The following is a 13,111-nucleotide window of genomic DNA, read 5'->3' as shown; positions in this document are numbered from 1 at the left end:
TAGTTTAAACAAACAACAATCTACGAAAACGTTATAATAAAAAATGAAGGTCGTTTATAAATTGGCAATACTATCCAATTCAAATTTTAAAGGCGTTATTTGTTTGAAAAAACGTTCTTTGGTTGCTCCGGTCAAAGGTTCACCATTAGGCAACTTCAAACGCAGGGGATCTACTTGCACACCGTTTTTCCAAAAGCGATAACACACGTGTGGTCCTGTCGCTAATCCTGTACTTCCTACAAGACCAATAGGTTGACCTTGAGTTACGCGTTGTCCTCTTCGCACTAGAATTCTAGACATGTGTAAATATTGAGTGGAGTAAGTACCATTATGCTTCACTTTTACAAAATTACCATTCCCAGCGGTATAACCTGTTTGTTCTACAACTCCTGAAGCAGTTGTCGTTATAGGTGTACCGTGTGGCGCTGCATAATCCGTACCTTTGTGCGCTTTCCAAGTAAGTTGAACAGGATGAAAACGACTTGCAGAAAAACGCGAAGATAGACGGCTAAACTTAATAGGTGTTTTCAAAAAGAAATTTTTCAAGCCTTTTCCTTCTTCATCATAATATTCAATTCTGTTTGATGAAGGATTGGCCACAAACGGAAAAGCATAAATAATTTTGCCCTTATATTCAAAAAAAGAAGCTTCTAAACTATCTACGCCATCATAAATAGAGTCGTTGATATACCGTTCGGTAAATGTAATTGCAAAACGATCTCCTCTTTTTAACTTGAAAAAATCAATAGACCAAGCATAAATTTTTGCAATTCTGCTAGCCAAGCCACCTTCAACGTTGGCACTCTCAAGGGTTTCAGAAAGAGAACTTTTCAGCACACCACCAATGGTTCTTCTTTTGATTGTAATTGGTTTTGTTTTTTTGTAGGCTTTTGTTATTGAATCTCTAAAATCTACTACATAATAATGAAGAGCATCGGGTTGGTAGACGAAAACAAGCAATTCTTTCGTCTTGTTTTTTGAACGTAAAAGTGTGTAAGGCTTATTGTTTCGAATGGATCTTACATCAAATGAATCTTTGATTTGTTCTACTAATTCAAATACTTTTTTGTCACCAATATTTTGTTTCTGAATAATGCTACCAAAAGTATCTCCACTCTTTAAAGTATCATGCACAACATTAAAATCAGAATAAGTAAAGCCAAACTCTTTCTTTTTAGAAATAGGTTTTGTTTTGACTTCACTCCAAACCTCATCTTTTTTCGTACATGAGAAAAAAACTAGAGAACATAATAAAAGGATTGCGAAACGTTTCAATATACTACTTTTTTATTCTATTATTTTAATTCTTTAATCAAGGCAATATGATTGGCTTTTATAAAATCAAAGAAACTTCTACGTTTTAAATATACAATTATAATTCAACTCCCCAATTGGCTAATTCCTCTGTGCTCCATAATTCAGGAAAAAATATACGTCTTTGATACTTTGGATGCATGTATTTTTTCCAATCACTTCCACCTGTAGCTTCTCCATCTCCGAATCCACTGGACTCAATATACTTTTTGGCTGTATTTAAATGTTGCATTACCCAAGTAACATTTACCGTATAATCATACTCTCTCATAGCCTTGATTAAAGCAGGATCTTGCTGAGCTTCATCTGGCAATTGTTTGAATTTCTGCCAAAGATTGATGGTATTGTACTCCTTCATTTGAGTAAGGAAAGAAGACTTATATTTACGCTCAAACTCTTGTAATAGATAGGATTTCTCGCCTGTTTTATGATCTTTTCCAGCCGCTTGCCAATATAAATGTTCGAAAGCATGTTCATAAGGAGTATTACGATCAATAGTAGCACGAAATCTCGCGTCGATTAAATTAATTAGATCTGTTGATGCAAATTCAATCATTCGGTATTGGGCGCTTTGAAAACCACTAGCTGGTGTCAACGTATTTCTAAATTTCATGTACTGCTCTACTTCCATTCCGTCACCCATAATATCGAATGAAGTTGTCAGCATAGTGAAATAACGACTAATTCTCATTAATCTCTCCGTAAAAAAAGAGGTTTCTATCTGTTCACAATAAGAGATTTGTTGCATTTCCCAAAGAATCATTTTGAACAACAATTCATTGACCTGATGGTACATAATAAAAACCATTTCGTCAGGTAAAGTCGTGCGCTGGGTTTGCAGATTCAACAATGCATCCGTTTGAATATAATCCCAATAGGTAATGGGTTTAGACCACAAAAGACCTTCCAAATGAGTGGTTGTTTTTTGATCTATTGCTTTAAATTTTTGATCGAGTTGTTCTAATAATGAAGAGGTATTATCTTTAAGATTCATTCTATTTTGCTTTTATTTTAAAGGGATGCTTTAATCCTTTGTAGGCATCCAAATCAGCTTTGATAGACCCAACTGCTAGTTCTGCTTTGATTCGTAAAGGAATTTTATTTTGATCATTTGAAATCCAAACCGTTAAACTCTCTTTCTCTTTAAAAACACGGCCAGATTGCACTAAAGGGCGAAATATCATTGCTGAAATCACGCCAAATTTAGTTGTAATATCTTCACGACCTAAGAATTTTAACTTAAACTTTGTAGTTTCATTGTCAAAAAACATATCAATCGCAACAGATTCCCCCACTTTTAATTTGTCGATTGTGGGGTAATTTCTAAGATAATAAAAAGTAGAAACAATGTCTTGTGTGCCCTTGGGAAATGAAAATGTTTTTTCGTTTTTGTGTTTATAATCTTTGACTAACACTTTATTGGTAGCTTGATTAAAAAAACCTTCTTGATTTTTGGTATAACCGCCTTCGTCTATTTTTCGAACAAATTGATAAGGATAACCGGTTTCTTTATCGAAATAACTTTCGTATAAATCATCCACTTTGAAAAAGAAACGAGACATTCCGGTAGTGTATCCCTTACCTATAACATGGTAAACGGATTTTTGATTGATGACTGCATCTTTTACTTCTAATGTAGCATAACCTGCATTTACAAAACCATAATGTATTCGGAATTTAAACCATTCACCAGCATCGAATGCTGAAGTGTCCTGAGAATCAAAGCTAACTGTTAAGGCCAACAAAAAGAGGAGTATTAATTTTCTCATTATGTAAAATTTGAGCTTTTTAGAGATTCTTTTGGCAAAAATGATTCCAAATGTATTAAAACAAAAAAACCCAGTCAAATTAATGACTGAGTTTTTATGCTATTAACTAACCAAAAAACTATAAATTATGAAATTTATAATACCCATGAAAGGAAACCACCCCTTTCATTTGTGAGTACAAAGGTAAAACACAAATCCATATTTTTTTGCGTAAAAATTGAGTTTAACACAACATTTGCAAAAAATTAGCTTTTGGTTTAGTTATTTTTTTTGATAATGCAAAAAAAACTTAATTTTACAACGTTCCTCGCAATTTTTGCTCTCTTTCAATAGATTCGAATAAAGCTTTGAAATTACCTGCACCAAATCCTTTGGCTCCCATTCGCTGAATAATCTCAAAAAACAAGGTAGGACGGTCCTCAACTGGCTTGGTAAAGATTTGTAATAAATACCCATCTTCATCAGCATCGACCATGATGGCTAACTTTTCGATAACGGCTAAATCCTCTTTCATCATACTCATATGCTCACCCAAACGTTCTGGAATGGCTTGGTAATAGGCATGAGGTGGCGCTGACAAAAATTCTACACCACGAGCTCTAAGCTCAGTAACAGTAGTAATAATATCATCGGTAGCAATGGCAATGTGCTGCACGCCTGCTCCTTCATAAAAATCTAAATATTCTTCAATTTGTGAACGCTTGTTTCCTTTCGCTGGTTCGTTGATTGGGAATTTAATTCTTCCGTTACCATTACTCATTACTTTACTCATCAAAGCAGAATACTCGGTATGGATTTGTTTGTCATCAAAAGAAAGGAAATTCACAAATCCCATAACGTCTTCGTACCATTTTACCCAAACATTCATTTGGTTCCACCCCACATTTCCTACCATATGGTCTATGTACTTTAAACCAACAGAAGTTGGGTTGTAGTCCGATTTCCATTCTACAAATCCTGGAAGAAAAGCACCTGTGTAGTTTTTACGCTCTACAAACATATGTACGGTTTCGCCATAAGTATAAATTCCAGCGCGAACTACTTCTCCAAATTCGTCTTTTTCTACGGTAGGTTCCATATATACTTTTGCGCCACGCTTGGTGGTTTCTTCAAAAGATTTACGAGCATCTTCTACCCAAAGCGCCACGATTTTTACCCCATCGCCGTGTTTTTTTACGTGTTCACCAATTGGGGATTCACTAGTAAGAGCGGTAGTCAACACCAAACGGATTTTGTCTTGTTTTAGCACATAAGAAACTTTGTCCCTTGAGCCTGTTTCTAAACCGCAATACGCGTGCGATTGAAATCCGAAAGCTGTTTTATAAAAATGAGCCGCTTGTTTAGCGTTACCCACATAAAATTCTACGTAATCAGTTCCCATTAATGGAAGGAAATCTTGTGCTCCTTCAAATATTTTCTCTAGTCCGTATTCTACTGATTGTACTTCTTTTGCCATTGTATATATTATTTGTTTCGGTGATTCCGAAAATGTTGTTGATTAGTTGAAAGTCTAGCCCTGATGGAAGCGGCATCCTGTGGCTCCGGGGTTCGGAGCCACAGATATAGCGTACAGCAGGAAATAGCTCCTTATTTTTTTAATTATTTTTTACTCTACCCAAGATTTGTAGTACTGTCCGTCATCAAGACCCATCGCTTCTTCGGTAACCATCAAAGGGCGAAACGTATCGACCATTACGGCTAATTCTTGTGTGATGGTTTGACCAATGCTTCGTTCCATAGCTCCTGGTGCTGGCCCGTGAGGAATTCCTTTTGGATGCAAAGTGATGTGACCTTGTTCGATATTATTACGGCTCATAAAATCGCCATCTACATAATACAATACCTCATCGCTATCGATGTTGCTGTGATTGTAAGGCGCAGGAATGGCTTTTGGATGGTAATCGTACAAACGAGGCACGAAAGAACACACTACAAAAGTAGCCGTCTCGAAGGTTTGGTGTACTGGTGGTGGTTGGTGCACGCGACCAGTTATGGGCTCGAAGTTGTGGATGCTAAAGCCATAAGGAAAGTTATAGCCATCCCAACCAATAACATCAAAAGGATGCGTGGCATATACCACCTCGTGCATCATCCCTTCTTTTTTGATTTTGATTAAGAAATCTCCTTTTTCGTCGTGCGTTTCTAAGGCTATTGGCAATTTGAAATCGCGTTCACAAAAAGGAGCGTGCTCTAAATGCTGACCCGATTCGTTTTTATATCGTTTTGGTGTATAAAAAGGCGCGAAAGATTCAACATAAAACAAGCGATTCTCAGTAGTATCAAAATCGATTTGATAAATCATTCCGCGAGGTATGATGAGATAGTCTCCATATTCAAAAGGAATATTACCCATCATCGTTCTTAGGGTTCCGCTTCCTTTGTGGATGAAAATCATTTCATCGGCATCGGCATTTTTATAAAAATAAGAGCGCAAGGATGCTGTTGGAGCGGCTAAACCAATGGTACAATCTTTATTGACTAACATAGGTTTGCGGCTTTCTAAGAAATCATTTTCGGGTAACAATTCAAACCCTTTTAGCAATAACGATTTGATGTTTTTACCGATAGCAATTTTGGGTTCTACCGAATACGAATTTAGTATTTCTTTGACCTGAGTAGGTCTGTGTACATGATATAATAGTGACGAATGACCGTGAAAACCCTCGGTACCGAATAGTTGCTCGTAATACAATCCCCCATCAGGTTTCTCGAATTGTACGTGGCGTTTTTGAGGAAAATCTCCTAGTTTATGATATATTGGCATTTTTTAAAAAATTTAGATTCAACCTAATTGTATTCCTTAAAAAATAGTGCAATCATTCTGGATTTCTTTTAATAAGAAATTGCAGATAATCTAATAAACCTTGCCATTTTGTTTTCATGAAAGCAAATGTCGTAATTTTTTTTGATATAATTTACGATTAAAATACATATCCTATACTAAACCAAGTATAGCCACTTGGGGTCTCTGGAGACCATGAATACTTCACCTCAACAGGGCCTATAATCGTATCCAAACCATAACCTACTGCATATCCTGATAATTCTGGTATAGAAAACCAGTCCAAACTACTAAAAATATCATTCCCTAAATTGGCAAAGTTTGCCGAAAAATTAAAATGATTTTTTTTGTAAAACTCATAATCTAAAGTTCCGGATGTCTTTATATAACTATTCCCTCCGATACTTAAAAAATCATATCCATAGAAGGGTTTAAAATTGTTTATTGCATTAAAGCCATATCCTCCTAAAACAAAATTAAAGAAAGGCACACTTTCTTCTCCAACACTAAACCCAGCATCTGTTTGAAACTTAAAAACGAGTTTGGGTAAAATTTTAAAAGCCACAGAAAAATCGGCTTTAAGAATAGTGAATGGGTTAAATCCACTATTATTAGATGACATCAAATAGGTATGAATATCACTCGAAAAAGACCATCCTTTTGTTGGGAAATATTTATTATCAAATGCATCATATTTTAAATATCCAAAAGCACTTACATAATTATTATTGTCAATATCCGGAGAATTTTTTGCGATTGTAATAGGCACAATTTGCAGATGCTTATATTCTAAACCCGCACCAATCAAGAATTTCTGAACAAAAACGGATTGAAAATACGCCTGATTTGTCCAATCTTTAAAATCAATATTAATTAGTGAAATATCCCCTCCAACAATTCCGCCTGGCTGAATGGAATTTGCCACGTTTCGATTGAACTGAGCAAAAGTAGATTTAAAACCAAAACTAATATTAAAACCATTATCCACATAATAATCTAAATTATAGCGCAAGTTGTCTCCAATAATCAAATCCAAAGAGGCATTATCATTTTTGAAGAAAAGATTTTTCTGGCTGATATTAGCCAAAACGGCACTTTTGTACAAGCCGTCGTAGTGTAACCCAAACTTTAAGAACGTTTTCAAAGGGTCTTCTTTTAGACTTATATTTAATGTTTCTCCATATCCGTTAGGTTCTAATGTATAGTTAATGGCACTAAAGTTTTCTGTTGCTTTAATATTATTTATTCCACTTTGTAGCTTTTCGTAGGTTATTGTGGTTCCTTCTTTAAATCGTAATTTTCCTTTTACATATGCTTTCGTGAAGTTTTTCAATTCGTTTACCTTTACTTCGGAAACAAAAACACTATCAGAAACAATCTGCAATTTAGGTTTATGATAAGCACTGTTTTCTGGAACTAATTTTTTTAATGCTTCATAGACAGCAAAGGTCGCCTCTTCTCCTTTTGTGATAATCTCACGGCCTTTATCAAAAGAAATCACACCATACTCTTTGATATCTGGTTTAATATAAATAGTTGTTTTTTTTACATTGTCTTTCATTCGATCAATCATATTGAGATTGCTAATCTGTACCAATATTTTGGTAGCATCTCTCAATAGTGTTCGGTCTTTTAGACCATCTTGTACATCTACACCAATGATAATATCGGCGCCTAATTTAAGCACCTCATCAACTGGATAATTATTTACAACACCACCATCGATAAGCAATTTACCATCAATCTCTACAGGAGAAAACAACGAAGGAAAAGCCGAACTGGCCAACATTGCCTGAGCCAAATTACCTTTATTGAGTAACACTTGTTCACCGGTCTCAATATCGGTAGCTATACATAAAAAGGGAATAGGAAGTTGATTGAAGTCTTTTACGTCTTTTACATTCCTAGTTAATCTGGTCAGCAAATTGAAATTATACATTCCTTTAGAAAGCGCCTCAGGAATTCCAACTCTAAATTTATTAAAAGGCAATACAAAAGCATACAGCTCGTCATTCCTTTTCTCATAAAAATTCTTTGAAGCTCGAGGAATATAATCATTAATCAATTCGTCAAAATTAGTTTTCTGAAAAATAGAATCAATTTGTGAGGCGGTATAACCTGATGCATAAAGTCCACCAATAACTGCGCCCATACTAGTTCCCCCAATATAATCAATCTTGATTCCTGCTTCTTCGAGTACTTTGAGTACCCCAATATGCGCAAACCCTTTCGCGCCACCACCACTCAATACCAAACCTATTTTTGGTCTTTTGTCTTGGCTTTGCGCAAATAATGAGAAACTACTAAGTAATAAGATAAAGATAATCGAGAGTTTCTTCATAAATCGGAAATGTTATACCGTTATTTTGTCTTGTAAAAGTCGGAAATTTTTTTGGCTTTCGACACTCCTATAACGTCAGAAATTTCTTTTTCTGTGGCCATTTGCAATCTTTTAACACTTTTGAAATGTTGAATCAAAGTTGTCATTGTTTTTTCGCCTATTCCTGGAATGCTTTCAATGGAAGAATTCAAAGCGGCTTTGCTTCGTTTGTCACGATGATGTGTGATTCCGAATCGGTGGGCTTCGTTTCGCAATTGCTGAATCACCTTTAATGTTTCGGATTTTTTATCCAAATACAACGGGATGGAATCTCCTGGAAAAAAGAGTTCTTCCAATCGTTTGGCAATACCAATGATGGTGATTTTCCCTCTCAATCCTAGCTCATCAATACTTTTTAAGGCCGCAGATAATTGTCCTTTTCCTCCATCAATAATTATCAATTGTGGTAAAGGTTCTTTTTCGTCCAATAATCGTTTGTATCGTCGGTACACCACCTCAGTCATCGAAGCAAAATCATCGGGCCCTTCGACGGTTTTGATATTAAAATGACGGTAATCTTTCTTGCTAGGCTTCCCATCTTTAAAAACCACACAAGCCGACACAGGATTCGTTCCTTGAATATTAGAATTATCAAAACATTCGATATGCCTTGGTTCTACAGGCAATCGCAAGTCCTTTTGCATTTGCGCCATAATGCGATTGGTGTGACGGTCTGGGTCGACAATCTGCAATTGTTTGAGCTGTTCTATGCGATAAAACTTAGCGTTGCGAATAGACAAATCCAATATTTGTTTTTTATCGCCCAATTGAGGCACTGTTATTTTGATGTTTTCACCCAAATCTATGGCGAAAGGAACTATAACTTCTCTGGACAATAAATGAAAGCGTTCTCTAAGTTCTACAATGGCTAATTCTAACAACTCCTCATCCGTTTCTGCTAACTTCTTCTTGATTTCCATCGTATGTGAACGAATAATCGAACCGTGGGAAATTTGCAAGAAATTGACAAAAGCCGCACTTTCATCCGAAACAATCGAAAACACATCGATATTCGTAATTTTCGGATTGACAATCGTAGAACGGGATTGGTAATTTTCTAGAACCTCAATTTTTTCCTTTATTTTCTGTGCTTCTTCAAACCGCATTTCGCTAGCCAAATCTACCATCATTCGCTTAAAATCCTTTAAACTTTCTTTGAAATTCCCTTTAAGGATTTCACGTATGGCATCTACTTGTTTTTGGTAATGCTCTAAGCTTTCGTGACCTTCACAAGGTCCTTTGCAATTGCCGATATGGTATTCTAAACACACTTTAAATTTCCCACTATTGATGTTGTTTTGGCTCAAATCAAAATTACAAGTGCGGAGTGGATACAACTCTTTGATTAATTCCAAAATCGTATTAACGGTCTTGAAACTCGTGTAAGGACCAAAATATTCGGAACCGTCTTTAATCATTCTACGAGTAGAAAAAATACGTGAAAAGGGTTCTTTTTTGATGCACAACCAAGGATAACTTTTATCATCGCGAAGCAATACATTATATCGAGGCTGGAGTGTTTTGATTAAGTTATTTTCTAACAACAACGCATCGGATTCTGTGGGAACTACAATGTGCTTTATGGTCACAATTTTTTTGACCAACACATTGGTTTTGGCCGTATCGTGAATTTTGTTAAAATAAGAGGATACCCTTTTTTTTAGGTTTTTGGCTTTGCCTACATATAAAATTTTACCTTCCTTGTCATAATATTGATACACTCCTGGATTATCAGGAAGGGTTTGTATTTGAAGGGCTATCGAGGGTTGCGTCATTGTAGTTTTAGAAAATTCGCTATCGCTTTTTATTCTGAACAAATTTAGTAATTCTATTTTTCTAAAACTTCTGCGTTGGCTTTTTCTTTCCTAAGACAAAAATGATGCAAAGCGATTCATAAAATAAAACCTTTTAATGCTTAATAATTTTTATATTTATCCAATTAAAGTTGGCTATGAGAAGTTTAAAACCAATAACGATTTTTGGCGAAAGCATTTTACCAGGAGAAAACAAAACCATCAACGTAGAGATGGCTCGACTCCACACGACTACAAAACTCAATATTCCCATCATAGTTCGTCGTTCTAAACTTGACGGGCCCGTCGTGCTTTTCTCAGCGGGTATTCACGGAGATGAAATCAATGGAATCGAAATCGTGCGACAACTCATTAGCAAAAAAATAAACAAACCCAAACGCGGCACCATTATTTGCATTCCTATTATTAATATGTATGGATTTGTGAATCGTTCCCGAGAATTTCCTGATGGTCGTGATTTGAATCGCTCTTTTCCAGGAAGTAAAAAGGGATCATTGGCGAGTAGATTTGCCTTTCACATTCTAAACGAAGTTATGCCCGAAGTGCATTATGCCATTGATTTTCACGCTGGAGGCGCCAGTAGATTCAATGCTCCACAAATTCGCTTAGCCGAAAACGACCCCGAATTAAAACTATTGGCCGATACCTTCAATGCACCGTTTACTTTGTATTCCAAAAACATTGGAGGTTCATTCCGAAACTCGAGTACCAAAATGAATATAAAAATGCTCCTTTTCGAGGGTGGAAAATCATTAGACATCAATAAAGAAGTGGCCAATGAAGGGATTAATGGCGTAAAACGAGTGCTAGCCTACCTAGATATGTTAGACCCCAAACACACTATCGAAGTTCCAGAAAACAAAACCATTTACATCGAAAAATCGAATTGGGTTAGAGCCAAGTGTTCCGGAATGCTTCACGACTACAATACTATAGGCACGTTTGTAAAAAAAGGAACCATTCTCGCGACCATAACAGACCCCTTTGGGAAATTTGAACGCAAAATCAAAGCGCCCAATGATGGTTACGTAATCAACAGCAATCAATCGCCTATAGTTTACGAAGGAGATGCTATTTTTCACTTGTCTACTTCGTTGGTTCCTGAAAAAAACAAAGCAACAAGCAAACCCGAAGCGCAAATTGCCTCGTTTATGGAGCTATAGCAAATCGTCCAAAACCTAACAAAAGTCATATTCTAATTCTAAAACGCCCTTTACCTTTGTAGAAAAAATAGAGGTATGTTGCACTGGAAAAAATTAGACCAAAAAGAACGCAAAGAGCGCATTCAAAAAGCATTAGAAGAAAATGTAAATTTTTCTAAAGATATTTCTTTGGGGTATCCAGCTTCAAAATTGGACGGAAAAGTTTTTTATGACGATGCGCCTTTTTTGAAAGAAGCTCCCACTCTGCAAACCTATGTAGCCAATCCTAATCATATTGGTTGCCATACCTTGGGCACCTCAGAAAAAGCATTCAAAGGAACCCAACAAATAGAGCGTGAAGTGCTAGATGTAATTGCGGTCGATATTTTCAAAGCCGTACCCAATTCCTACGATGGCTATATTTCACCAGGTGGAACAGAGGCGAATATTCAGGCCATTTGGATGTATCGCAATTATTTTATGAACCAAAAAGGAGCGCAACTTAACGAAATTGCCATCGTTGCTTCTGAAGATACGCACTACTCCATTGCCAAAGGCTCCAATGTTTTAATGCTCGATTGGATTAAAGTTCCTGTTTCTTTTCATCAAAGAGAAATCGATGCAAATGCATTGGAACAATTGCTAATCGATGCCAAAAACAAAGGCAAAAAATACTTTATTACCGTTGCGAATATGGGAACCACTATGTTCGGTTCTGTAGATAATCCCGAAGTATATTGTGCGCTTTACGAAAAACACCATTTAGAATACAAACTCCATATTGATGGGGCTTACGGTGGATTTGTCTATCCGTTCAGCAATCCTCAATCGACCCTTAATTTTAGTAATCCAAAAATTAGCTCTATCACCATCGATGCGCATAAAATGCTGCAATCGCCTTATGGCACAGGGATTTTTATTTGCCGAAAAGGGTTAATAGAAAATGTCTTGACTAAAGAAGCCGAGTATGTAGAAGGTATGGATTTAACCCTTTGCGGAAGTCGCTCGGGTTCTAATGCCGTAGCAGTTTGGATGATTTTATTTGCTTATGGTCATCACGGTTGGTTCGAAAAAGTAAGCGTTCTGCAAATGCGTACACAATTTTTATGCAATGAATTGGACCAACTCAACATTCCGTATTTCCGTGAACCTTTTATGAACATTGTAACCATTGACGCAAAAAACATTAATCATGCTTTAGCTGAAAGATTTGATTTGGTACCCCAACAACACAACGCTGAAAACAAATGGTACAAAATAGTGCTTATGGACCATGTAGAAGTCGAACATTTGACTACTTTTATAGCCCAATTAAAAGCAACTATGCATGTTGAAAAAGGAATTACGGCTTAAATACAAAGCACTCAGAAAAGCACTTAGTGAAAATGACATAGAATCGATGAGCTTGGAAATCGCCAACCAAGCTTTATCGCTTCCTATTTGGGACAAAACCTATTTTCATATTTTTTTACCTATTGAACCCCAAAAGGAAATCAATACCGAATATCTTTTACACATTTTAGCTGGAAAAGACAAAGAAATCATTCTGTCAAAAAGCGATTTTGAGACCCGAAAAATGACGCATTTTTTATTGACAGAAAACACCAAAATCGTTAAAAACGAGTATCAAATTCCAGAACCAGTCTCTGGTATTGCCATTCCTTCCAAACAAATAGAAGTGGTGTTTATACCTTTATTAGCCTATGACAAGTTGGGTAACCGAGTAGGCTATGGCAAAGGGTTCTATGACCAATTTCTCTCCGAATGTTCTCCCGAAACTTTAAAAATTGGCCTATCATTCTTTGAACCCGAAGAACAAATAAATGATGTTTTTGAGAATGATATTCAATTGGATTATTGTGTAAGCCCGCACAGCATTTTTAAATTTATCTTAACATAAAATAAGATAC

General features: G+C 36.1%; 10 protein-coding genes. 3 read left to right on the top strand and 7 right to left on the bottom strand.

Annotated features, from left to right (window positions below; genetic code table 11):
• Window positions 1-54: 54 nt before the first annotated feature.
• The 7 genes from FLAVO9AF_RS12990 to uvrC all read right to left on the bottom strand — a co-directional run bounded on the left by FLAVO9AF_RS12990 (window position 55) and on the right by uvrC (window position 10,020).
• Window positions 55-1,275 (bottom strand): peptidoglycan DD-metalloendopeptidase family protein, encoded by a 1,221-nt coding sequence (locus FLAVO9AF_RS12990; protein ID WP_159689566.1) that lies wholly within the window; start codon window positions 1,273-1,275, stop codon window positions 55-57.
• Between the two features lie 97 nt (window positions 1,276-1,372).
• Window positions 1,373-2,308 (bottom strand): tryptophan 2,3-dioxygenase family protein, encoded by a 936-nt coding sequence (locus tag FLAVO9AF_RS12985; protein WP_159689563.1) that lies wholly within the window; start codon window positions 2,306-2,308, stop codon window positions 1,373-1,375.
• A 1-nt stretch (window position 2,309) separates the two neighbouring features.
• A complete protein-coding gene (locus FLAVO9AF_RS12980; RefSeq protein WP_159689560.1) occupies window positions 2,310-3,083 on the bottom strand; it encodes a DUF3108 domain-containing protein in 774 nt (257 codons plus the stop codon).
• A 295-nt stretch (window positions 3,084-3,378) separates the two neighbouring features.
• Window positions 3,379-4,539, bottom strand: coding sequence for a 4-hydroxyphenylpyruvate dioxygenase (gene hppD / locus FLAVO9AF_RS12975; RefSeq protein WP_159689557.1), 1,161 nt, complete (start codon window positions 4,537-4,539; stop codon window positions 3,379-3,381).
• Between the two features lie 150 nt (window positions 4,540-4,689).
• On the bottom strand, window positions 4,690-5,847 hold the full coding sequence (locus FLAVO9AF_RS12970) for a homogentisate 1,2-dioxygenase (protein ID WP_159689554.1): 1,158 nt from the start codon (window positions 5,845-5,847) through the stop codon (window positions 4,690-4,692).
• A gap of 157 nt (window positions 5,848-6,004) precedes the next feature.
• Window positions 6,005-8,206 (bottom strand): patatin-like phospholipase family protein, encoded by a 2,202-nt coding sequence (locus tag FLAVO9AF_RS12965; RefSeq protein WP_159689551.1) that lies wholly within the window; start codon window positions 8,204-8,206, stop codon window positions 6,005-6,007.
• A gap of 20 nt (window positions 8,207-8,226) precedes the next feature.
• Complete coding sequence (gene uvrC, locus FLAVO9AF_RS12960) at window positions 8,227-10,020, bottom strand: excinuclease ABC subunit UvrC (protein ID WP_159691106.1); 1,794 nt, start codon at window positions 10,018-10,020, stop codon at window positions 8,227-8,229.
• Between the two features lie 176 nt (window positions 10,021-10,196).
• Between uvrC and FLAVO9AF_RS12955 the strand changes: the two genes are divergently transcribed.
• The 3 genes from FLAVO9AF_RS12955 (at window position 10,197) to FLAVO9AF_RS12945 (ending at window position 13,101) form a co-directional block, all read left to right on the top strand.
• Complete coding sequence (locus FLAVO9AF_RS12955) at window positions 10,197-11,222, top strand: succinylglutamate desuccinylase/aspartoacylase family protein (protein WP_159689548.1); 1,026 nt, start codon at window positions 10,197-10,199, stop codon at window positions 11,220-11,222.
• Window positions 11,223-11,297: 75 nt separating this feature from the next.
• Window positions 11,298-12,554: a pyridoxal-dependent decarboxylase gene (locus tag FLAVO9AF_RS12950; protein ID WP_159689546.1), complete on the top strand. Its 1,257-nt coding sequence runs from the start codon at window positions 11,298-11,300 to the stop codon at window positions 12,552-12,554.
• Window positions 12,529-13,101, top strand: coding sequence for a 5-formyltetrahydrofolate cyclo-ligase (locus FLAVO9AF_RS12945; protein ID WP_159689543.1), 573 nt, complete (start codon window positions 12,529-12,531; stop codon window positions 13,099-13,101). Before FLAVO9AF_RS12950 ends, FLAVO9AF_RS12945 begins: the two co-directional genes overlap by 26 nt.
• The last annotated feature ends 10 nt before the right edge of the window (window positions 13,102-13,111 follow it).

This window comes from Flavobacterium sp. 9R, from assembly GCF_902506345.1.
In the GTDB taxonomy this organism is placed as follows: domain Bacteria; phylum Bacteroidota; class Bacteroidia; order Flavobacteriales; family Flavobacteriaceae; genus Flavobacterium.
The sequence above is the reverse complement of the archived record's forward strand: the minus strand, read 5'-3'. Positions and strand labels throughout refer to the sequence as shown.